Source organism: Cylindrospermum sp. FACHB-282 (genome assembly GCF_014697195.1).
Taxonomy (GTDB): domain Bacteria; phylum Cyanobacteriota; class Cyanobacteriia; order Cyanobacteriales; family Nostocaceae; genus Cylindrospermum.
The window spans coordinates 12,297-36,868 of record NZ_JACJRJ010000039.1 but is presented as its reverse complement, the minus strand read 5'-3'; the positions used below and the strand labels follow the sequence as shown (position 1 = coordinate 36,868).

The following is a 24,572-nucleotide window of genomic DNA, read 5'->3' as shown; positions in this document are numbered from 1 at the left end:
TAGTTTTATTTTTTAAGTTTGATTTTTTTAACTTGATTAATACTTGCTTCAGGGTAATCTTGCTTAGAGAAATAGTAGTAGCTGTAGGGTTCATTTTCAGGAATTACACCATTTACAACTTGTCCCAAAACATTCTGACCAGATTTTTCTAAAACTTCTTTAGCAAAAGCTGCATTCACAGAATCAACTACCCCTGGACGAACTACCAACAAAACACCGTCAGCCATTTGACCCAAAGTTGCAGCATCAGCAGCAACATTTAATGAGGGAGCATCAATAATGATGAAGTCATAGCTAGCAGTAAAAGTTTCTATCAACCGCGCCATTCGTTTCGAGTCTAGGAGAGATGCTGGACTAGGAGGTACTACTCCAGAGGTTAGGACATCTAAATTATCCATAACTTTTTTGATGGCTTTTTTGATTTCAGTCTGTCCAACAATCAAATTACTCAGACCTTGACTATTAGTCAAATCCCAGATTTTATGCTGAACTGGACAGTGCAAATTTCCATCTATCAGTAAGACTTTAGACTCCATTTGAGCCATTGCTACAGCCAAATTAGTCGCTACTGTTGTTTTACCTTCTCTGGGTACAGAACTGGTGACAACGAGGACTTTTAGCTCTTTATCAGCACTCATAAACTTCAGATTTGCCCTGAGCATTCGGTAAGCTTCACTGATTGGAGAACGAGGGAAATTCTTAACAATAGCCCTTTCGCTATAAAACTCCGTTTTTTCATCTCCACGAAGGGATTTTTTCAATTTGCTTACAGAAGGAATTACCCCTAATAAAGTTAATCCCAGTAATTCCTTTGCCTCATCAACAGTTTTGATAGATTTATCTTTTGATTCCAAAATAAAGATCATCAACAAGGTAGCTAAGATAGCCAGTAAAACAGCACTCACGATCATCAGACTAGAAGAAACTGGCTCATCAGGAACTTCTGCATCAGATATCTTAATAACGTTACCTACATTTTGATTTTCTGCTATTTGGCTTTCTTGTAGCTTTTGAAGTAAAAGTGAATAAGTAGATTGGGCTGATTGTAGTTTGCGTTCTAACTCACGTTGTTCTTGTTCTAGTTGAGGAAGCTGATTGAGGCGTTTTCTGTAGATATATTGTAACCTAATTAAGGTGGATAATTCATTAGTTAGACCTTGATGGCTTGTCTCTAGTTCCATCAGCTTGGCAGTGAGTTGCTGTTGTAGCGTCCCCATTTGAAATGTGCCATTTAAGTTTGTTGAATTTGTCCAATTAGCTTGTTTTGTGCGCTGTTGTAGTATCTCATTTAAAGCTTCAAGCCTCTGTCTTAAGTTAATGATTTCGGGATGAGATTCCTGGAGTATTACCCGCCTAGCTGCAAGTTGAGATTCTAGTTGTTGGATTTCTTTCAGGATATCTTGCACCCCAGTAGACTGGCTAATAGAATTTACAGCTATCGCTACATCAGGGGTCATAGCTAATTGATTTTGGGTGGAGCGAAACTGAGCAGCAACGTCAGCTATTCTAGATTGAGTATCACGGATTTGCTTTTCTAAATCTGAACTTATTTCCACGCCCTTGGTGGCTTCTTGTTCTAAAGAGATAATTTTGTTTTTCTCTTTAAAATTGCGAAATGTAGCTTCTAATTTACGAAGAATTAACTCAGCATTAGGTACTTGTTTTTCTAGAAACTGGCGGGCAGTAGTTGCTTCAGCTTTCTGGGAAATTATATTGTGTTCTAAATATATTTCCATCAGGGCGTTAACAATCTGCGCCGCTATTTTAGGGTTTTTATCCTTATAAGAAATCTTCAGAATATCAGTTTTTTGAATCTCATTGACTGTGATTTGTTTCAAAAAATCTTTAGTTTTTAGGGGTTGTCCTTTAGGGGTTTTTAGTTGGAGCTTGTCTATAGTTTTTTGCACAATAGGTACAGAACGGATCACCTCTGCCTCTGTATTTAGAGGATTGGTTTTGTTGTCCTGTACCAGTGGTTCTAATTTACCTATTTCTGTGCCTAATCCTGTTAGAGAAGAGATACTATTTACCTTTTGCAGCTTCAGCTTGCCTTCGGCAATATAATTAGGCTTTCTCAAAGATAAACCTAGTATTGAAATCAATAAAATGGGGAAAAATATTCCTAATCCCAGTAGCCAACGACGCTTGATAATTTGCCAATATTTATCAAAACTTAAAGTAGATTCTGTTGGTTCCATAAATCAAGTTTAAATTTTTACTGGGTGATAAATAAATGCTTAAAATCTTGCTAGCTCATCAACGACTGGGGCATAAGTTTTTCCTAAAGTGGATGGCGGCCAGGGTACAGGTTCTATGGGGACGTTTGGCCCAGCGGAGCTAATCGCACTAATTACCCGTTCTAAATCTTGGTCTGTCAGATTAGATCCAGAAGGCAAGCAAAGACCGCGTGCAAATAAATCTTCAGCTACTGCACCGCCAATACAATCACATTCAGCAAACACTGGCTGGAGGTGCAAAGGCTTCCACACAGGACGGGCTTCAATTTGCTCTTTAGCAAGTGCGAGGCGGACTTGTTCGCGATCTGCACCAAAAGCTTCTGGATCGATTGTGAGGCAGGTTAACCAGCGAGTGGCACTACCAAAGCTGGCTTCTGGCATGAATTCTATTCCTGGCAGACTTCCTAAAGCCTTTTGATAAATCTCAAAGTTGCGTCGTCTAGCTGTTACTCGCTCACTCAAAACACGCAGTTGACCGCGACCAATGCCGGCTAAAACGTTACTGAGACGATAGTTATAGCCAATTTCTGAGTGTTGGTAATGAGGAGCCAAATCACGTGCTTGGGTTGCCAAAAAACGTGCCTTTGCTATTAATTGTGAATCGTCGGCAACCAACATTCCTCCACCAGAGGTAGTAATAATTTTATTGCCATTGAAGGAATAAATGCCAATGCGGCCAAAAGTTCCTGGGGAACGCCCTTTGTAGGTAGCGCCTAAAGCTTCAGCAGCATCTTCGATTAAGGGAAGATCATAGTGATTGCAAATTTTGAGAATTGGCTCGATATCTGCACTTTGACCATATAGATGGACGAGTACAACCGCTTTGGGTAATTTGCCAATGGGGGCGCGGTTCTCTAGCTCTAGTCGCAATAATTCTGGATTCATGTTCCAGGACGTGCGATCGCTATCAATAAATACTGGTGTCGCCCCTAGATAGGTAATGGGATTTGCGGTAGCGATAAAGGTCAGAGTAGAGCAAAAAACCTCATCCCCTGGCTGAACACCAACTAATCGCAAAGCTAGATGCAGAGCGGCTGTACCAGAACTGACCGCCGCAGCATGACCAGCCCCAATTACTTGACAAAATTCTTGCTCGAAAGCATCGACATGGGGGCCCACAGGGGCGATCCAGTTAGTGTCAAAAGCTTCTTGGACAAATTCTAATTCGCGATCGCCTATGTGCGGTGTTGAGAGGAGAATCGGTTTGTTAATCATAACCTTAAAAGAGGTAAAAGATAGATTAATAATGTTTTGTGTGGATATTTCTGGGGAACTTGGCAATGTTTAGATATGGACTAACTTAGTTACGAGGCGATCGCATTTTGAACTCATAACATTGGCTTCAACTTTCAGCCAACCCATATCTGCCGTTTCTCCATTGAACCAAGCTATTAAAGCAGCCGGGAGATTTGCCCCTGCCATGTGAGAAAAAGGGTATCCACCACCAAAACGCGGGTTCATTTCTATGACATAGAAACCTTGGGAATTAACAATCACATCACAATCAAGGTTGGCAATATGACCAAGTTTGTGACCAATTTTTGCCCCTAAATTTTCTAGGGTTTCATCTCTAACTGTTATGGCTCGGTCTGTTTCTCCTGCTCTCATTGCTAGCTTGCGTTTGACAAAAGTAGTTATATAACGACTTTCTAAGTCATTAATCACATCGATACCGTATTCTTCACCAAAAACTCGTTGCTGAATCAGGACACATTGTTGTGGAGCAGATGCACTGATATCTGCTAAAAATGTTCTAGACAAAAGCTTGTTTACAAAGCTATAGACTAATTGCAATTCTTCATCATCTTCAGGGTAGGCAATGCCAATAGAGGCACTTCCCCAACGGGGTTTTACTACTACAGGGAAAGTAATTTCACCTCGCTCAAGCCCTTGACGAGCTTCTGCCAATGAAAGGTATGTTTGTGGTACTGGGATGCCGCAGCTTTTTAAGAATTCAAATGTTGCCCACTTATCAAAACAAATATCAATAATTTCTGGAGCAGAAACTACTGCTAATGTTCCTACCTGAAGAAAGCGATCGCGCTGCCTTGCCAGCAATGGCAACTCCAAATCATTTAGCGGAATTAGCAAACCAACTTGATGTTCCTGACATATATCTAGAAGCGTCTCGAAGTAGTCGATATGGTTAATAGGTGGTAATACAAAACCTTGATCAGCTTCCTGTAAAGACGCGGCTTCTGCACTAGCATCGCCAGCGAACACCAGCCCTCGATTTCCTAATATTTCTTGGAAAAACTTAACGAGGTAGTTACGTCTTCCTGCACAAGTCAACATGATGTTCATAGATATTAACCCTAGCTGCTAGTATTTCTTGAAAATGCCTTGTTATGTAAAGACTATTTCTTAGGCATTAGAGGAAGACAGTACCTCATTTGAGGGATCATATAAGCTAACAATGTATTTGCGCTTACCAGAATTCAACACCGGAATTTCGTCAACATAATCAATCTCAATTTGAGCATCGGCTCCCAATATTGCCTTGCATTGCTCAACAATAAATTGCTCTTGGGTGAATGTTCCGTTAACGCAGAGGCGCAGGTTATAGCAGGTTCGACTCTTCTGAATAAACTGAAACTGCTTGACAATGCCTAACCTGCCTAATACCTCAAACATGTCATCAAACACAAAGGAGACGAGCCTTTGTCCCCCAGTGTCATACACCATATCGAGGCGACGTCCTTCTAAAGACTCAAGAGTAGGAGTGGCAAACTGAGGGCAGCCATTGGGCACGATAGAGCCTATATCGCCAGTGTCATAGCGGATCATTGGTAGGGCATAGTTGTAAAGATCGGTAACGACAATACGTCCAGGTGTGCCGGGAGGTGTCGGTTCATCCCGCCCATCCAAAGCGAGGGTTTCAAAGAAATAGCTGGCGCTGTTGAGATGAAATCGACCAGAGGTAGGGCATTCGGAGGCGAGTACACCACACTCTTGGTTGGAGTACCTTGACAAAACCCGACAGTCGAAAGCTTTGCGGATGGTATCGCGCATATTTGGGTAAAGCGGCTCTGCAAGACAGAGAACTCCCTTGACTCCAAAAGATTTGGGGGTGTCTCCTTGGGAAATGACATGACGAGCAAGGTCATACATCACCGAGGAGTAGCCAATGAGTATTTCGATGTGCCTGTCTTTTAGGAGTGTCAGCCGTTGTTGCTCGAAGGAGGCAAAATTTTGGGTGCGAACATCGAACTCAACCTCGTTTTGCTTGAAGCGTTCAAAGGGGGTTTTTGGGAAGGTAGTTCCTATGGTTCTAAATAACGCGTGTCGGGTGCCCACACTATACCCAATCAGAGAATTAAAGCAGATCAGTTCTGCTAATACTCGTTGGCGCTTACTTGGATTCTGAACAACTCGAAAAGGTGTGCCAGTTGAACCACTGGTCTCCATTATTTTCAGCTTTTTTCCCTTGAAGACTGTTGACTCAAACCGTTCAAATGAGTCCCTGATGATGTTTTTGTTGACTACAGGAAAGTCTTGAAGCCTAGCAGACTTATCATAGTTTTTATAATAGTCCGTGGTCTGAACTGCGTGAGTCAGGAGAGATTGGATCTGCTGGGCTTGATGTTCAGCTAGAAGGGATTTATCTGCTGTCACCTGTTGAATGTTACGAAGGTGGTTGTAAATGGGCGCACCCCGCAGATAATCTAGTCCCCAAAATAAAGCTTTGCGTGCATTTGTCGTGATCATATAGTTCTTAGCTTTGGTTCACTACCTAATTAACTGGTTTATGGAGGTTGGGGAAAATTTCTAGCCAGTAGGGCTTTAGTTGCTAATCTACGGGCAGTCCTAACTGCTTTTGGCGGGATTTAGCAAAATTACCTTCTTGATTGGTATCAGTATCTATGTCGCTACGGGCAATTACTTTCCAAACAGTCATAAACAAGATGTAAATATCTAATGCTAAGGACTGGTTTTCAACATACTGAACATCAAGTTCTAGACGCGCTTCCCATTGCAATCGGTTCCTTCCGTTAATTTGGGCTAATCCAGTGATACCAGGAAGCACAGAATGACGCAGACCCTCGCGCTCGGAATAGTATGGTAAGTACTGAACAAGTAAGGGCCGAGGGCCGACGAAAGACATATCTCCTTTCAACACACTCCAGAGTTGTGGAAGTTCATCAAGGCTTGTTTTCCGTAAGAATGTGCCTAAATTTGTCAGCCGTTCGGCATCTGGTAGTAAATTGCCATTATTATCTCGCTCATCTGTCATGGTGCGAAATTTGTAGCAGGTGAACAGCTGACAGTCTTTGCCAGGACGTTGTTGAGCAAAAATAACTGGACGACCTATATTTAGATAAATAGCGATCGCCACACCGATTACTAGGGGAGAAAACATAATCAAGGCGATCGCTGCTACTACTCTATCCAATACAGACTTGATAAATCTGCTAATCTTTGTTGGGGGATGGCTCTGTAAATTACTAGCCTTCATAGATCCACTCTGCGCTCAAAAAATTGAAATAAATAGAAAAGAAGATATCCTGTACTGGATAATTTTAAAGAAGCAAGTAGATGCAGATATACATACCTGTATCGGCAAAAACCTTGCTTCTTATAAGTTAAACAGCACCGATATTTCTCGTAAGAATTCATCTTGGCCAATCAATTTAATGAATGACCATAACATATAGATTGCCTCATTTTTGGCAGAAACTTCCATTATTAATTCAGGAAAGATTTTGGGAATTTATAATCAAGTTTGTCAACAAGGTGAATCAATATCAGTAGTTTTAATTCCTTACTAATTATTGATAAATATAACTAAAACTAGCCAATAAATATAGCCAGTTTGGCACTAGTTTTAGTTAAATCAAATTTAGTTATAAATATCCATATAATAGGCATATAACTAGCACAATACTATATATCAAAATCAAAATATTTCCTAAGACAGATTTATTTTCAGACAAATTGAGCAGATTTATGCATTGACAAATCTGTTTTATTTTTGGCAGAATTAGCAGATGCTAATTTTTCTAAAAAATCAGCATATTGCTGATATATTGTATTTCCATCCATATTTTTACTGGCATATTCTAAACCTACAGTTCCCATTTCATTTAATAACTCGCGATTTCGAGCCATTTGCAGTAATCCATCTGCTAATGATTTGGCATTTCCTGCCTCATATTGCAAGCCAAACTGATATTCTCTTAAGATTTTCTGGAAATTACCCTTGATTGAAGAAATAACAGGAATACCCAGAGAAAGATAGTCAAAAACTTTATTGGGAAAATTAGATGGCCAATCTGATGTAAATGGAACCAAACCTACATCAGATTCCTGCAAGATAGGTAGAGCAACTTCAAAGTTTAAACGACCTTTAAAGTTAACATTTTCTACACCTAAATTTTCCGCAACTTCCTTAACCTTATTGTAAGTAGGCCCATCCCCAATCAGAGTAAACCTAATTGGCTGATCAGCACAAATTTTTGCTGCCTTAACCACGGTTTCCAAGTCATAAAAATGACTAAAATTTCCGATATATGAGACATTTAAAGGTGCCTCTGACTTCTTGTCTTTGACTGCTAAAATTGGCAAAAACCGAGTGTCAAAACCTAAGGGTAATACTAGAGAACTCGCCTGATTTTGAGACTTCCTAAACTCAACTAGATAATCTAGATATTCTGGAGAAACTGCCACTAGACCATCTGCAAGTCCAGCCGCAATTTTTACATCTTTTTTCAAAGAATAAAGCAGAGTATCACTCAAAATATTTCTGAGTGAGTAAGGGAATACAGATGCGATCGCTTTTGGCCAAGCATCTTGCATATCCACCAGTCCTACAGCACGGGTTGCTGCACAAAATTCCATAGCAATACGAGCTGATTCAGTCGGAGGAATACTAGCTACAACTGCATCAACAGGTTCTGATGCGTGCAGAGATTTCAAAGCCTGGCCAACTCTACTGCCATAAACGCGATGGCTAATAATACGTCGCAGAGAAACGTTTTTATAATAAGGTGGCACATGAACAAAAACTACTCGTAAACCGAGGCTTTCATCAGTTGTAACTTGGCTCCTATATTGTTTAATACTGTGTTCAAAATCAGCAGTAATCCAACTCACTCTATGTCCTCTAAGAATGAGTTCATCAACTAGCATACTGTATCGATGGCGTCGCTTGCTTTCCCAAGGTAGAGAATCAAATGGATTGACAATAACAATATGCATTTTTGTCTCCTAAAGGTAAAGTTTTTTTTGATTTAAAGGACTTGTTCAAAATGCTTTTAATCAGCATCTCAACACTTATTTGGCACTAAATATTTTCGCTGATGATCCGTTCATACTCTCTTAGCGATCGCATACCAATATGTGACCAAGAGTATTTTTTCTCAACTAAATTTCTGGCAGCCTGTCCACGTAGTGGCAGTTCTGATCGGGCAGCTAGAACACTAGAAATACCTTCAGCAATGGCTGCTGGGTTTGGCTCAACTTTCCATCCAGCACCAGCAGCTTGCACCTCTTTTGCCATATTTGTCCCTGGTGTGAGGAGGCAAGGTATTCCATAAGAAAGAGCCTCCAAAACTGCCATTGGATGCCCTTCAAAGCGGGAGGTATGTATAAACAAATCTGTACTCTGGAAAACCTCTTGTTTTTTCTCTTGCCAAACTGGGTCTTTTAGATGAATAAGATCCTGAATTTGATAATTATTGATCATCTCCTGAAGTTTGACCTTACTCCCCTTGATGTCAGACCCATATAAAAGTACCTGAACTTTAGATAGCCTCAACTTTTGTTGGATCATCGAACAAGCTTCTACCAACAGGTCTAATCCTTTATGGTGGATGTCGAGCCGTCCTAAAAAAACAAACTTTAATTCAGCCTTACTACCAGGTTTAGCTAATACTTGACGGGGTGGTAAATCTACTCCGTTACCAACTACAAATACTGGACGATTCCAGATTTTTTTCACATCAAATGCTTCTTCTTCGGTTAAACAGTGCAGTGCTGCTGCATTTTCTACCATCCAATTAAAGAATAAAAAGTTGCCTACCTTTTTCTTCAGATGTTTCTGCTGTTGTGCCCCCTCGGTCATGCCACCGTGAGGCGTAATTATATAAGGAATTTTTCTTTGAACAGCCTCATAGGCAAGTAGAATATGCTCCAAGATATATGTACTGTGAAAAACAATTATGTCTGGCTGATTCAAAGGTTGAGGCATTGATGCGATCGCCGGATAACGCGGCAAATTAAGGATAGAATTAACTGGATAAAGTTCGGGCTTTTCATAACACCCACTGGTTGAAGTAGTCAACAGCCCAGTTTGCACTCCTAGACGCTGAAGGCTATTAACAGATGGAGGGATAGCAAAGGTTAGTCCTGAAATCTGATTGTGGGTAATTGGTGCAATATGCAGGATAACAGTTGACTGTATTTGTCGTTTCTCAAGGATCAGATTCATCAGTTACTCCTTTGATAATTTGTAGATATGTACATCTCCAGCTTTAATCAAACCACTCAGGTTTCCATCTTGAAAAACCATACCTGACGGACGTCCAGAGAATAGCGCTTGGGCTGGGCCTTTTGCTTTTGCAGGAATTTTCAAGGCTACTTGTCTTGTTTCTCTATTTGATGTATTGATTAATATCAAATAAATCCCGCTATCATGTATCCACTGTCCAGCCAATAAATCATCAAATTTGGTATTAATTTTCGTCAAATTACCTTCTAATAAAACTGGAGTGAGCTTTTTAATTTCAGGTGTAATAGACTTAACTTGATTCCATATATCCGGATGATCTCTGATAAAGTTTTCGTCGTCGTCATAAGTGTAGAAGAGAATTCCTTTAACCCCAGCAATTAATGCTTGGTAAGTCATGTTGTAGACTTCGCTAGCAGTTGGCCAGCGCTGTCCTTTCCAACTGAAAGTCTGGAGATTGGCAATCACTGGACGATTGTTTTTCTGTGTTTCAGCGTAACCAAGATTGAAGACATAGCTTACTTCACTTAAATCATTAGGTAAATTTTTTGGTTTGTTGTCGAAAGGATAGCCAATTGGGTAAGATTGACCACCAATTAAGTCGGCAACATGGGAATATTTTTCCCATTTCTTTGTCCAGTTACTAATACTGACATAGGTATAATGCTGGGGATCTATTGCTTTGACTTCTTGGTGAAAAGCTAATATTTCATCACTGCTATTGCGGTCACCAGCATCATCAGCAATACCCCAAGCAAGAATGGCCGATTTATCCTTGTATTCATTGACGATACCCAGATTGGAATGGTGCTTAAGTTCAGTGATGATATGAACACCAATTCTTTTAGCTTCATCCAGAAAAGTACCATATTCGTCAAGGTTTTCCCAAAATACGAACATGGTGTTAAATCCAGCAGCAGCAATCTCGTGTAACGCCTTAATTCGCTGCTGAGGATTCATTGAAAGGAAGTAGAACCCAAAGGGAAAAAATGGCTTTTTATTAGCATCTTTAATCTCAATTAAAGTACTCAAATTCACAGGCATATATGTCTCGGCTGCTGGTAAATACCATGATGAAAAAATAGGTATAATCAATAAAGCAACTAAAAATAAAATGCTAGAGTGGATAAATTTGCTAATTGATTTTTTCTTGTTTTTAGTCATAGCATAATTCCTCAATTTTGGATTAATTAGAGATTAATAGGTAAAATCTACTAGTATTTATTTTGATATTTACCTGGATTTGATTTTGTGATGATCACCCCTATAGACAGCAGATAAGCAATAGTTATTCCAGTACCGAAAGAGCCAAACATTCCTTCACCCATAGATAAAACCCAAAAAGAGGTTGTAATAACTAAAGGAGCGATGGCATAACTATCTTGTTTTGCATATTTCTTGAAGTACAAAAATGCATAACAAAAGCTGGCTATCGCAAAGCAGACCATTAAAAGTGCTGCGATTATGCCATTGATTCCCAGGATATCAATAATGGTATTGTGCGCTCCTAAGCCAAAATTTAATTCAAAGTAATCACTACCGTTACCTAGTAATTGCATTTCTGTTAATGTCTGATTCCAGATATAGTCCCTTCCACTTACAGAATCCTTATTTTGAATTTGTGCAATCTGCTCCCATAACCAGGGATTTTGTGTACTAAATATCAAGAATAGGGCAATGACAATCGTAGCTATGATAAAAATTATCCCCAGATATTTAGGATTTCTTAAAATCTTATTAATTAATATAGAAAACATGGCAAAAAATGCAATTAAGGATGTACGAGAATTTGCTAAGAGGATAACAAGTAAGCTGCAAAATAGAATAAAATTAAGTAATAAAATATGTGATAATTTGTTTTTCCGGGCTGAAAAAGCACCAATTAGCAGAATAAAGACACTAGCTGACATTGTTAGAGCAGAACTGCCTAGTTGATTAGCATTAGCAAATACACCTCGATATAAGTTATCTTGAAATTGCCAGAAGGGATTTAGCAAAAAAGAAGCAATAATATATGGCAATGTACCTAGTAAAGTTGCCAACACAATTATTAGGTTGGCAGATGTATTCATTAACTTGGGCAATGCATAGAAAAAAATAAGTGGGATGCCAACAAGGAACCATAAGCCATCTCTCATCATTGTTAAATCTTCATTGGCATAACCTGATAAACAGGCTGTAAACCCGAATAAATACCATACAAAGACAAGAGGTGGAGGGTTGATAGGAAAATGCCCAACATAACGACGGGACATTAGTAAAAAACTTAGTAAACTTGTGCCAATTAAAATATAGCGAAGTCGGGATACGGCTGGATCAATTGGTGAATCTGCATTACCTAATCCCAGAAGAGATGATCCGCCGAGTAAAAGCGCGAGAAGTATCACTATAATTGTCTGTTGCCTGCTAAATTTACCTCTCATAATTTCTGCTTATTTAAAAAGTAATTTCAGGTTTCATGTCGTGCTATTAAAATCTATAAGTGTTTATGCAATTGCTGAAGATAATAAGATGGCAATTGATTGCTTCTGCTCCCAATAGCAAAGGGACTGTTTTCTATGGTGGTTAGGGCTTCTTGTTGAGTAATCATCACTTTTTTCTTAGTAGCAGCTATTACTGCCTCAGCCCAGACAGAGGCTGGTTGTAATAAGGAAATTCTTTGTAGCAAATGCTGAAGCACATCTACTTCCTCTGGGATAACATCTGAAAATACACAGGGTATGCCTGCTGCTTGTGCTTCAATTAACACTAATCCCAGACCTTCATAGAGGGATGGAAAAAGAAAGACATCCATAGCACCTAATATGAGTCGGGGCACGTCAGAACGTACTCCTGTGAGGATTACATGGTCTTTTAAGCCTATCTGAATGATTTTCTCCTCTATATCTGAACGCAAGGATCCATCACCTATTAGTAAGAGGCGCATCTTTGGTTCTCGCTTGATTACCTCTGTGGCAATATCTAAGAGAAACTGATGATTTTTTTGTTGGTCAAATCTGCCAATATGACCAATGACGAGGGCGTCTATAGGTATACCCAGTTCAGCACGTACAGTAACTGGATCAACAAGAGTTTGAAACGGTTTTAGATCAACTCCACAGTACAAAATCTGCCAACGTGGATCAGTTTGCCAAGATAGACCAAATAAGTCTGCGGCGGCGATGCGGCTAGTTGCTAAACCTGTTGTTGCGTGGCGGGCGATCCACTTTTTCATTAAAGCTAGATAAAACCGCTTTTTCCATCCTGCTTTAGCCTGAATTGAGGAGGTATCAAGGTGGCTATGGGCAATACGAACAGGTACGCCAGCTTGCTGTGCTAGGCCAAGGACATAGCCGCTAAAGTAATGAACATGACTATGAACAATGTGATATGGGCCATACTCACGTAATATGCGTAGGAAATTATGGGCGTACAACCAGGGTTGTGAGGAATGAGGACAGGTAAGAACTTTGCTCCCAAGGGAGCGAATCTCTTGATCGTAAGCGCTCTTTTGAGTTGTGTGAACTAAAAAATCCATCTGGAAGCGATCGCGATCAATGTGCCGCAAAATGTGCATTAGCCATGTTTCAATCCCACCCCGATTCATCCCCCCAACAACATGAAGGATGCGTATTGCAGACTGATCACCAAACATCATGATTGTGATTCTCCTTGTTTGTAGCCAAGCTGTTTATGCAATGCATGGAGAATAACTGCCAAACTAAACCCTGTTTGGATAATTACCGCAATCAATAGTGCGATCGCTGCCCCTAGCAATCCCCACTTGGGCAACAACCAGAGGCAAGCTATGGCTGAAATACTGGCCACAGCAGTAAACAAAGGCATTTGAACCCGAAAGTAGCGAGCTGCCGTCATTCCATAACCTAGGAAATTCGATATGTAGGTAATTGCCGCAACCACCATCAGCCAAATAAATAAATTTGTCTGCTCGGCATATTCAGCTTGATACAGAAGAGTCAGGATCTGCCGCCCAGCAACAACAGCTACCAGAACCCCTGTGGCGCCCAGTACAGCTGCGATTCCTACCAACTTTAGTAGCAGCCTACGGAAAGATACTACATCTCCTGCGGTATAATATTTTGCTAATCTAGGGCTAGCAGATTCTCCCAAGGCACTGACTACTATGCCTCCCGCTACCATTAGATAGGCGATCGCCGCAAATATCCCCAGTTCCCGCTCACCTAAATATCGCTCAATAAAATAACGGGGAATGTTGGTATTGAATGAAATTAGCATCATCACAAACCCCAAAGGTAAACAGAGCCATACCAGCTTTGCTAAGGTTCCCAAATGCCAACGTGGTTGCAATTTTGATCCCGGCTTTAGCATCAAAACACCACTAGGAATGTCATAACCAACCAGAACCACAGCCCAAGCGCAAACTAACCCAAATACACCCCACAGAACACCTCCCGATACATATACTCCGATGCCTAGTAATAGCAGTGATAAAGGGCCTTTGATCATCAGCGAAATTGCTATGCGCTCCATACGTTCGTGCTGTTGAATTAACCCATAAAACACATCACTAATCGACTCAAAAGCCTTTGCTAGTCCGATCAACAAAATAACGAAGGCTGTTTCCCTGTGATATCCTCCTGACAAACTAATGATTGCAATAATCAGCAGCGCCAACGCTGTCGAAATCAACCTCAGCCCCAGGTAATCTCTAAACAGATACTGCTGTTTAGCGTCTGTCGCCTGGACAACTCGTAACTGGAGATTTGTAAACATCATTACGGGTGCTGTTACCGCCAGCCCCAAGGTAAACTGCCCTACCATTTCTGGACGACCGAGTTTAGCCAGCACCACAAGCATTCCCCACTGACAAGCTGCATAGACACCATTACCAATAAATGTCCAGGAAAAGTTACGACGTAGTGTTAGGGGCTTATTTTCTTGCATATACTTGTGTTTTTCTCATCCAACTCTTTGCTAGCATTCTGGAAAACTCTGCGTCTGTAGCGGTAGTGCCAACCGCTCCCGAAGGGATACACAAATCAAATAGGATTGCTATAGTTACACCAATTTCAAAAAAGAATGTGACAGATATAGCAGTGGCTAAGGCGGTTAGGACATTCTTTAAAGCTCAAACTCAGTGATGACAAGGGTTTTACTTTTGCATGAGTGCAAGAGTGCCTTCTGCTATACAAGCCCGGAAACCCTATCAATTCAAGCTTTTTGAATTTTGTATCCCTGACGGGAGCCGTAGGCTCTATAAGAGAATTTTGTTAGCGGAGCTCCTCTTTCAGAGGCATTTTGAATTTTGAATTTTGAATTTTGAATTGGTATTACACCCCTTGTGGTTCCACTTTTACCAACATATTTCCCTTGGCAGATGTAATTACACTTATATTATTTGCAGCTTCTACAGAAAGCAGGTTATTTTCTAAATATTTAGGGCTGTATCCCGACACTAGCTGTGCCAGCAAAAGCAAGATAGAATTAATATCATTTTTAGCTGCTGCGACCCGTAATTTTTCTACGTTAATAGCTAAAATTTCGGGAATAATCCGACTGGCATTTTTGACAACAAATAGTTTCTCATGTTCTGTAGGCTCATATTCTTCTCCTTCGATAAAAAGTTCTTCAAACAATTTTTCCCCAGGTCTTAACCCTGTAAATACAATGTCGATATCTTTATTGACTTGATACCCTGAAAGGCGAATTAGTTCTTCAGCTAGCTCGACAATTTTGACGGGTTTGCCCATATTCAACATTAAAACTTCGCCACTGCGACCCAATACTACAGCCTGTAAAACAAGTTGAACTGCCTCCGGGATAGTCATGAAATAACGACAGATATCAGGATGAGTGACGGTTAATGGCCCACCTTTAGCAATTTGTTTTTGAAATGTGGGAACCACACTACCACGACTGCCTAAAACATTACCAAAACGCACGGTAACATAATGCTTTCCACTTTTTCTGGCAGCTTGCAGCACTAACATTTCGGCAACTCTCTTACTAGCACCCATAACATTGGTGGGATTAACTGCTTTATCTGTGGAAATCATCACAAAATGTTTAACATCATATTGCAGCGCCAATTCTATTAAATTTTTTGTTCCTATTATGTTGTTGGTGATTGCTTCTGCTGGATTTAATTCCATTAAGGGGACGTGCTTGTGAGCCGCTGCATGGAAAATTACATCTGGTTTAAATTGGATAAAAGCGTGTTTTAATCGAGTCTGAAAGCGAATATCAGCAATGAAAGTAGCAATATGAGGAGTATTTTTTTGTCCTTGGCTATCAGTTTTTACTAAGTGAATAAGTTGTTCTAATTCTTGTTGAATATTGAATACAGAATTTTCTCCATGTCCTATCAGGATGATTTTAGCCGGACTACACTGAAAAATTTGCCGACACAGTTCACTACCAATTGAACCTCCTGAACCTGTGACTAGTACTGTTTTTCCTTGGAGAAATTCGCAAACTCGATCAATATTAGTTTGTACTGGTTCACGTCTGAGCAAATCTTCAATCCTCACATCCCTAATGCTATTTACTCGCACCCGGTCATTGATGATTTCATGTATGCCTGGTAAAGTGCTGGTTTGTGTTCCAGTTACTTGGCAAATATCTACAATTTCTCGAATTACTTTTCCTGCGACCATAGGCATGGCAATAAGCACTTTATGGATTTGGAGAGATTTGACAATATCAGGAATTTGGTAGCGATTGCCTACTACAGGAATCCCCCGAATATGTGCATGCAATTTCTGCGGATCATCGTCAATGAAAGCAACAGGATCAAAACATAGTTGGGGATTTCTTTGAATATCTTGCACGAGAGAAACTCCCGCACTACCAGCACCAATAATCAGCACCCGCTCCCGTGGTTTAAATACTGTTTGTTGTTGACTAGCTCTTTCTAGAAACCGAAAACTGAAACGCAGCCCCCCAATGAAAATACATGACAGCAACCCGTCAATTAAGGGTAGTGATTGTGGCAGAGTGCCAACAGAAAAATCTGGTATGTAATGAATGGCTGCAAATAAGATAATTTGGACGAATACCGCACCCAGCATCAACGTGGCTATATAGGTCAGTTCATCAATACTGGCATAGCGCCAGTAACGCCGATAAAAACCAAAATTCCAAAAGACAATTAGTTTGACTACTAAAAACAGAATTGTGGCGATCGCTAGTTCTGATATATCTACTTGTAGATATAAATTGCTATCTAAATTCAAAATCAGAGCTAGTAATGGTGTGACAAAAAAAACAATAATGTCAAGAAGAAACAAATGTCTATTTCTCAGCTTTAGCAATTTTATCAATGTATTATTAATAGATTTTTGAGCTATTCGTTGGTAAACCAAAGATAATGAATTCATGCCTGCAAAAACCTCCATAGCAATCTAAAAATCATCTTAATTGCGTGGAAAAATATAATATATAATTTCAGAGGATGATCCATATCATAAATTAACCTAAATAATCATCTTGGCGCGTCTGAATTGCCCTATCCAATATTCACTTACAGGAAATTTCAGCAGGCAATGATTTTGTTTAATTGACCGTGCCAATTTTAGATTTTAGATTTTGGATTTTGGATTGGTTTTCGGTACAAGCCCCGCCTTTGAGAAAAACCTGTCCTTTCATTGGCGGTTCCAACGCAAGGAAGGCGGTTTATATAATCTCGTTTTCACACAAAATATTGGGTGAAGCCGCGCTGCGCACCGAATTTACCCATCTAACTAATAGATTTTGGATTCTGACTGCTAATGAAAGGATAACTTTAATGAAACCCCTTGTGGGCGGAACAAATCTAAAATCATTAATCTAAAATCCTCAAGCTGTATCACAAGAGTGTGTACAGTAAATCTAAAATAGCAAATCTAAAATCCAAAATTGTTTGACCCTAGACTCCTCTGAAACTTGCCCAAACAGCACAGTTATTCAGGCTAGAAATAGATGTAGTTGATAATCGCAAAGCAACAATTGCCCACTCCCAAAGGCAGTTGGGATTCGGCTAATAATTTAGTTACAGCAGTTTTCAGATGCATAGACTCATATCTTGCATCATCGACTCAGATGTACATTCAGAAAGCACATATACGGTTAAGACAAATTTGAACCTAGCTGCTGATAAAGTGTCTTTAGTAGGCTGCTCAACTCCTCACTTGATTAATACAATACAAGGAAGAATTGAAGCGAGTCATTAGCACTTTCTACCAACTTCACCACCAGATTCTGAACACGCGATTACTAAATTAAGTAAGTGCCATTTCCGAAAAATACATAAGCAGCAGACATAGTAAAAATTTTTACCATATCTACTGCCTGATTGGATTATGTAATTTATTTATATTCGCCGACTAAACCTTTGCTTCCAAAGACTTGAGCAACTCAGTATTTACACCCGATTCACGAGTCAGGGCTATTTTGCCAGTGCGGGCGATTTCTCTGAGACCGAATTTTTGCAGCACTTGCACGATCGCCACCATCTTACCTGGATCTCCGACAACTTCTAGAGTTAGAGAATCTTCCGCCACGTCTACGACTCGCGCCCGGAAAATCTGAGACAGTTCGATCACTTCGGCGCGATTGCTGCTGGTAGCATTCACCTTTAAAAGCATCAATTCTCTCTCAACGCAAGGAATTTCGGTAATGTCTTGCACCTTGAGGACATTAACCAGTTTGTATAGTTGCTTGGTGAGTTGCTCAATTACGCGATCGTCTCCAGGTACAACCATCGTAATTCGGGAAACCCCTCCCTGCTCCGCTGGGCCAACAGCAAGGCTTTCAATATTAAAGCCGCGACGCGCAAACAAACTAGAAATGCGGGATAGAACCCCCGCTTCATCTTCTACAAGCACCGAAAGAGTATGTTTCATCTTCGCCGACAGAGGCTAGGGGAGTATGAGAAGTACCCTTGGATTTATCAGGGTAGCGACCACCACTAAACACCACTAAATTTTAAATTGTAGGTCTAGATTCCCATTGTAAACTCAATAAGGGCACACAATGCATCCTGAGATAGAAGTTGTCTAGAGATTACACCGCTAGAAAGAATCTTCCTGAGTACATATCTTTACAGGGGTAGATGCTACTTTTTCCCCAAGCCTTTATAGTTTTATCCTAGAAACGTTTATTTAGAGAGTAGTTTTTATGGGTTGGTTACAAAGACTTTTTGGATTGGAAAAACCGGAAAATGCACAAGTAAATCCGACTCCACAGCCAGTACCACAGTCTGCTACTGCTACCGCTACTGCAACTCAAGCAATTCCCCCAGAGCGCCTTGGATTGAACGGAGAATACGACCAGAGTGGATTGGCTAAACGAGTAGCATTGGCCTTTGATCAAGATCCCCAACTTGATGATGTTAATACCCTCTGGGTTGCTCAGACTGGTAGCACTGTAGTCTTAAAAGGCAAGGTTCCCGATCAAAATATTCTCAACAAGATGACCTCTGTAGCGCGGTCAGTAAACGGCACTACAGACGTTGACTCTACCCAAGTCTCAATTGGCTAACTACTGGCTTCAGTTAGTTGCTCCCATAGTTGAGTCGGACTAAACAAAATCCAGTGATGCCGCTACGCCTGATTTTTTCCCACCTGTAAACTACTGGCGATCGCCCACTAACCTCTCAAGCCAATCTAAAATTATTTGGTTCACTTTTTCTGGTGATTCATCATGGGGGCAGTGTCCCACATCTTCTAGATTGAGCAGTTCTAATTTATCGTTGTATAAAGAAAATCGGCTAGCCAGTATGGGGGGAACAAATCGGTCTTTTTGCCCCCAAATTAAGAGCATAGGAATTGTTAAGTTTGGTAATACTGTCTTGACACTGGGACTAAAGTTAATACCAATTGCAGCTTTAAAGAGGGCAGCAAAAGCACGGGCAGAACCCCGGTCTTGGGGGGGCCCGGCTAAAATATCTATGAGTTCATCGGTGACCGCCTCTGGGTTAGCGTAGGCCAAACTAGCCCAGCGACGCAGCACCCCGGGACGGCGCACTAGGTGAAATACAGGTTTCAGTATCAGCCTAGAAGCAACAACATTTTTAATAGCCCTGACAATGGGTTGGAGAAAAACGGGGATCGCTTCTTGTTCCAGTGAAGGATCGGGCAAACTCATCATCACGATACCTTGCACCATGTCAGGATGGGCTAGGGCCGCGGCTAAGGAAATCAGCGAACCATTGGAATTGCCTACTAATACCACTGGTTGGCGGATAAATGCTTTCCAAAAGTCGTAAACCTGCTCAACCCAGAGTCCTATGCTGTAATTGACCGGGGCTTTTTCTGAAGCGCCAAAACCCAGCATATCTAGGGCGTACACTGTGTGGAATTCGCCTAAAACCTCTAAATTATGTCGCCAATGACCAATGGAAGCGCCAAACCCATGTAGCAAAATTAGAGGTGTGGTTTTTTGGTGATTTTGGTCAGGGCGGATGTAGGTGTAGCGGGTTTGCCAACCCCGCCAAATCCAGTCCCTTTGATTACCAATCCGATGCTGCCAATGTATTGCAGTGGTCACAATTACCTCCAATTTTTCCGCCTCTAATTTGAATATAAGAGTCTAATTGCAAATTTTTAGTGCTAAGTTTGGGAGAGTTGCGACAATTATCTGCCTAGATCAAGACCAGCCACGAGAACTTTTCTCCATAAGTTTCTTAATAGGTTTTGTCCCAATAGATTGCTAACTCCCTTGTGTAACATAATATGTTACTTCTGATTTGATAAATTTTTTGTATATGTCGTCTTGATATGCTGGCAATATACTGCCCAATCAAAGGGTCAATGTATTGACCAAAAATTGTCACAATAGTTAATATTGGCCGATGTTGTGTAATTTAGATTAACTCTTGCAAAGAAATTCTCTCAGAGTGAGTAAAATGACAAATACAATGACGCAAGTCATGTATGGATTCGCTAACCTAGAACTAGAGACTCATTGCTAATTTATGAGTTATTTGAAGATTTTGCCTCAGAGGCATACCAATCAAGACCAAGCCAAATCCTTAACTAAGAGCTCCCACAAATCCTAATGCCTGTGATTGAGAAAAAACGAACTCGCGATCTGCCCCAAATTAATGAACGGATTCGCTTCCCGAAAATTCGGGTCATTGACACTGATGGCGCCCAACTGGGAATTATGCCGCCGCAGGAAGCACTACAACTAGCAGAAGAAAAAGAACTAGATCTGGTGCTACTCAGTGACAAAGCTGACCCACCGGTTTGCCGGATCATGGACTATGGGAAATACAAGTTTGAGCAGGAAAAAAAGGCGCGGGAAGCCCGGAAGAAGCAGCACACGGCTGACGTAAAGGAAGTGAAGATGCGCTATAAGATCGAAGAACACGACTATAATGTGCGTGTTAAGCAAGCAGAGCGCTTTCTTAAAGATGGTGATAAAGTCAAAGCTACTGTGATGTTCCGGGGTCGAGAAATTCAACACAGTGACTTAGCAGAAGAATTGCTCAAGCGGATGGCAACAGATTTGGAGCCATTTGGTGAAGTGCAGCAAGCGCCGAAAAAAGAAGGACGCAACATGATGATGCTCCTCTCACCCAAAAAGTAATCCTTTGAGTGTTCTACAGATGTAGAATAACTCAAAGACAAAAACGACCATTGAGTCTAAGGTCGTTTAAATTAATCAAAAACTGATAGTCCTGAGAGCTGAGTGGGAAAAATAATACTCAGATGCTCAGGACTTTTGCATTATGAGTAACTGTTATGCTTTTTACTTGCCCGTTGCGCTGTGATGACACCAGAAACTAAAACTGCATGGAATTGAAAAATCACTGGTTAGCTGCAAATAAAGGCGCTCTGCCACGATTGCTTCAGTGGGTGAATCTCCGACCAGAGGAGGGCGAACGGACTTGGATGATGTTTGCCTTCTACACAACTGTATCTGTAGGATTGCGGTGGGCTGAGGACAGTACAGTAGCGCTGTTTTTGGATGAATATGGGGCTGCCTCCCTGCCTTTGATTTATATTGCTAGTGCAGCCATTGGTGCTGGACTGGTGGTTTTATATTCTTGGCTGCAAAAGGTTTTTCCCTTGCGTTGGGTGATTGTGGCGATCGCACCTTGTATGGTGACGCCTTTATTTTTATTAGTCTTATTGCATTGGAGAATACAGGCCAGCTACCTAGCAATGATTATTGTGTTTCTGCTCAGGCTGTGGGTAGACGCATTTTATGTGGTCAATGACCTCAACACCGCCATTATTGCCAATCAACTATTCAATATTCGGGAGATTAAGCGCACTTACCCACTGGTGAGTAGTGGTCTGTTGGTGGCTGATGTGATCAGTGGCTTTAGTCTGCCTTGGCTGTTGAAATTCGCCACACTAAATACGGTGATTCTGATCGCCTGTATTGTAATTATGATCGGGGCGGGAATTTTATTTTATTTAAGTTATCACTATCAAGAAGCTTTTCCCGATACCCCGCAACGAATGATTCCCGAAGAGCAAGCCGGACGTCACCGTCGCCTCAAAACTCCTCTAAAGCGCTATGCCTGGCAGTTGTTTGCCTTTGTGGCTTTGTTGCAGGTGATTGGGTTGTTAGTAGACTTTCAGTATCTGCGGGAGCTAAAGTCTACTTTGGACAACCAAGAACTCGCTAGCTTCTTGGGTCTATTTGGTGGGATTGTTGGACTGTGTGAGTTAGTGACGCAGTGGTTTTTTTCCAGCCGACTGATCGAACGGATTGGAGTATTTTTTACGGCGGCGCTTTTACCAATCACCGTCGGGTTTGTACTCCCCTGTGCTCTAGCCTTGCTGACTTTATTCTTAGGAACACAAGGGCAAGGCTTTTTCTGGGGTTTGATGAGTCTCAAATTCTGCGATGAACTTCTGCGCTACACCTTTATTATTAGTAGCGGGCCTGTACTCTACCAGCCAATCCCAGAGCGAATTCGCAGCCGGATGCAGACATTATCCGGAGGCACTGCTGAAGCGATCGCCACAGGCTTCACAGGATTATTAATTATTGTAACTCTGTTTTTCACCGTGCAATTTGTCCCCTTACCACTACAAAAGTGGGTATTGATCGGCGAAACAACCCTGGTAGCTGGAATCTGTTTAAAAGTAGTTTGGGAATTGCGATCACGCTATGTAGACCTATTAGTCTTAAGTGCAGAACGGGGAGAATTGAGTGCGGCCAATGTAGGCTTGCGTGTCTTTAAGCAGGGGGTAGTTAAAGCTTTAGGAGAAAAAGGCAGCGACGCAGATAAACGCTCTTGTCTAGAACTTTTAGCCCAAATTGATCTCCCAGGCGCAGGGAAAGTTTTAGCACCCCTGCTAATTAAATTAACCCCAGATTTGCAGCGCCAAAGTTTAGAGGTGATGCTCATGGGAGAAGTAAACCCCGATTATGTGCCTGAAGTTCGTTATTTGCTAGATCAGCCCTCAGGAACTATTGACCCCGAAGTTTTTGCCTTGGCCCTCCGCTATGTTTGGCTGGCTGATCCAAATCCCAATTTAAGCCTACTAGAAGAATACCTACACCCCCGCCAAAACTCACTCATCCGCGCCACCGCCGCCGCTTTGTTGTTACGTCAGGGAACGCCTATGCAAAAGGTAGCAGCTACCAAAACCATGCGCCGAATGCTGACTCATAAACACGAACGGGAACGGATGAATGGAGTCAAAGCACTCAGAGAAGCGGTTTATTTACAGGCCCTACGAATTCATATTCCGAATTTGTTACAGGATGTGTCTTTACGGGTGCGCTGTGCTGTATTGGAAATGATCGCCGCTACCCATTTGGAAGAGTACTATTCGGCACTACTAGCAGCACTTTACTATAAGTCAACCCGCACTACAGCTACCCAAGCCCTAGTGCGCCTAGAAAACGAAGCGCTCAAGATGCTCTTGGAACTAGCTACGGATGTTTACAAACCGGAAGTAGTGCGGATGCACGCTTGGCGTACCATTGCCCAAATCGGCACTTCCGAAGCAGTGGAGACTTTATGGCAAAACTTGGAAATCTCTAGGGGCACTACTAGGGATCATATCCTCCGCAGCTTACTGAAAATCAACCAACAACCAGGAATTACTAGTTTAGTGGATCGGTTCTATGAAAGTAGGGTAGAAGCTTTAATTGAGCAAGAATTACGCTTTTTAGGTGAGATTTACTCTGCCTATATAGACTTCAGAACAATAGACTCTCTCAACAGCCCTCAAGCCAGTCAGCGGGTGATGATTGTCAGTGAATTAATGCAACGCTCTCTTCTAGAGTGGGAAATGGATATTAAGGAGCGGTTATTGTTGCTATTAAAACTGCTTTATCCTCTAGAAAAAATGCAGGCGGCAGCTTTTCATCTCCGGTCTCAGTCACTGGTCAGTTTAGCACGGGGATTAGAAATTTTAGACCATACTGTGTATTTGTCTTGCAAGCCCCTATTGTTGAATATTTTAGATCGGCGATCGCAACAAGATAAACTCCAATATCTTGTAGAAGCCAGAATGGCAAAATATGAAAATATGTTAGTTAGCGACCGACTCCGCAAATTGATCATGCAGGGTAATTTGCTTTCTGACTGGTGCTTGGCTTGCTGTTTTCATTTCGCTCAAGTTGCTCGCATCCGATTGACAGCTACCGAAATTTTGTTAACACTACGTCATCCTACAGGCTTTGTCCGGGAAGCAGCAATCGCCTACCTAAGTGCAGTTTCACACCGCATCTTCCAGGAAATTCTCCCCCACCTGCAACAAGATCCTCACCCACTTGTGGCGGCTCAAGTTAAAGAATTGATGCAAAAACACCAGATCCATCAACGGTAATTACCTCAAAACATCAGGGTATTGACGTTAATGGCTACCCACTCGTGATATTAACAGAAATTACTTCTGTTAAAAGATGAAATAGTTGAAAACTATATCAATACAATTGGTCAGGATGTCGCTAAGTTGATGGGACGAAGTGAA

The 24,572-nt window shown here is 41.3% G+C and carries 17 protein-coding genes; 3 read left to right on the top strand and 14 right to left on the bottom strand.

From position 1 onward, the window contains the following. Window positions 1-5: 5 nt before the first annotated feature. The 13 genes from H6G32_RS19030 to ilvN all read right to left on the bottom strand — a co-directional run bounded on the left by H6G32_RS19030 (window position 6) and on the right by ilvN (window position 18,527). Window positions 6-2,198: a GumC family protein gene (locus tag H6G32_RS19030; protein WP_190461050.1), complete on the bottom strand. Its 2,193-nt coding sequence runs from the start codon at window positions 2,196-2,198 to the stop codon at window positions 6-8. A gap of 39 nt (window positions 2,199-2,237) precedes the next feature. Next, window positions 2,238-3,449, bottom strand: coding sequence for a DegT/DnrJ/EryC1/StrS family aminotransferase (locus tag H6G32_RS19025; protein ID WP_309232610.1), 1,212 nt, complete (start codon window positions 3,447-3,449; stop codon window positions 2,238-2,240). Window positions 3,450-3,521: 72 nt separating this feature from the next. Further along, window positions 3,522-4,541, bottom strand: a complete 1,020-nt coding sequence (locus H6G32_RS19020) for an ATP-grasp domain-containing protein (RefSeq protein WP_190461048.1) — start codon at window positions 4,539-4,541, stop codon at window positions 3,522-3,524. Between the two features lie 60 nt (window positions 4,542-4,601). Beyond that, window positions 4,602-5,945, bottom strand: coding sequence for a phenylacetate--CoA ligase family protein (locus tag H6G32_RS19015; protein WP_190461047.1), 1,344 nt, complete (start codon window positions 5,943-5,945; stop codon window positions 4,602-4,604). An 82-nt stretch (window positions 5,946-6,027) separates the two neighbouring features. Next, window positions 6,028-6,693: a sugar transferase gene (locus tag H6G32_RS19010; protein WP_190461045.1), complete on the bottom strand. Its 666-nt coding sequence runs from the start codon at window positions 6,691-6,693 to the stop codon at window positions 6,028-6,030. Between the two features lie 470 nt (window positions 6,694-7,163). Beyond that, a complete protein-coding gene (locus tag H6G32_RS19005) occupies window positions 7,164-8,435 on the bottom strand; it encodes a glycosyltransferase family 4 protein (protein WP_190461043.1) in 1,272 nt (423 codons plus the stop codon). An 85-nt stretch (window positions 8,436-8,520) separates the two neighbouring features. Then, entirely contained in the window at window positions 8,521-9,666 is a 1,146-nt protein-coding gene (locus tag H6G32_RS19000; RefSeq protein ID WP_190461041.1) for a glycosyltransferase, read from the bottom strand. A 3-nt stretch (window positions 9,667-9,669) separates the two neighbouring features. Further along, window positions 9,670-10,848 carry a hypothetical protein gene (locus H6G32_RS18995; protein WP_190461039.1) on the bottom strand — a complete coding sequence of 393 codons (1,179 nt, stop codon included), beginning with the start codon at window positions 10,846-10,848 and terminating at the stop codon, window positions 9,670-9,672. Window positions 10,849-10,898: 50 nt separating this feature from the next. Then, complete coding sequence (locus tag H6G32_RS18990; protein WP_190461037.1) at window positions 10,899-12,107, bottom strand: O-antigen ligase family protein; 1,209 nt, start codon at window positions 12,105-12,107, stop codon at window positions 10,899-10,901. 53 nt (window positions 12,108-12,160) lie between these two features. Continuing rightward, entirely contained in the window at window positions 12,161-13,321 is a 1,161-nt protein-coding gene (locus H6G32_RS18985; protein WP_190461035.1) for a glycosyltransferase family 1 protein, read from the bottom strand. Beyond that, complete coding sequence (locus H6G32_RS18980; protein WP_190461033.1) at window positions 13,318-14,589, bottom strand: oligosaccharide flippase family protein; 1,272 nt, start codon at window positions 14,587-14,589, stop codon at window positions 13,318-13,320. Before H6G32_RS18980 ends, H6G32_RS18985 begins: the two co-directional genes overlap by 4 nt. Window positions 14,590-14,975: 386 nt before the next feature. Further along, window positions 14,976-17,024 carry a polysaccharide biosynthesis protein gene (locus H6G32_RS18975; RefSeq protein WP_190461031.1) on the bottom strand — a complete coding sequence of 683 codons (2,049 nt, stop codon included), beginning with the start codon at window positions 17,022-17,024 and terminating at the stop codon, window positions 14,976-14,978. A gap of 984 nt (window positions 17,025-18,008) precedes the next feature. Beyond that, window positions 18,009-18,527, bottom strand: a complete 519-nt coding sequence (gene ilvN / locus H6G32_RS18970) for an acetolactate synthase small subunit (RefSeq protein ID WP_190461029.1) — start codon at window positions 18,525-18,527, stop codon at window positions 18,009-18,011. A 274-nt stretch (window positions 18,528-18,801) separates the two neighbouring features. On the opposite strand from ilvN, the gene H6G32_RS18965 reads away from it, so the two are divergent. Continuing rightward, the gene (locus tag H6G32_RS18965; protein WP_190461027.1) at window positions 18,802-19,164 is read left to right on the top strand and encodes a phospholipid-binding protein; all 363 of its coding nucleotides are present in this window, start codon (window positions 18,802-18,804) and stop codon (window positions 19,162-19,164) included. A gap of 90 nt (window positions 19,165-19,254) precedes the next feature. Here H6G32_RS18965 and H6G32_RS18960 read toward each other — a convergent pair whose 3' ends face one another. Further along, entirely contained in the window at window positions 19,255-20,172 is a 918-nt protein-coding gene (locus H6G32_RS18960) for an alpha/beta fold hydrolase (protein ID WP_190461024.1), read from the bottom strand. Window positions 20,173-20,682: 510 nt separating this feature from the next. Between H6G32_RS18960 and infC the strand changes: the two genes are divergently transcribed. Then, the gene (gene infC, locus H6G32_RS18955) at window positions 20,683-21,216 is read left to right on the top strand and encodes a translation initiation factor IF-3 (RefSeq protein ID WP_190461022.1); all 534 of its coding nucleotides are present in this window, start codon (window positions 20,683-20,685) and stop codon (window positions 21,214-21,216) included. Window positions 21,217-21,422: 206 nt separating this feature from the next. Further along, window positions 21,423-24,428, top strand: coding sequence for an MFS transporter (locus tag H6G32_RS18950; protein ID WP_190461020.1), 3,006 nt, complete (start codon window positions 21,423-21,425; stop codon window positions 24,426-24,428). Window positions 24,429-24,572: the final 144 nt, after the last annotated feature.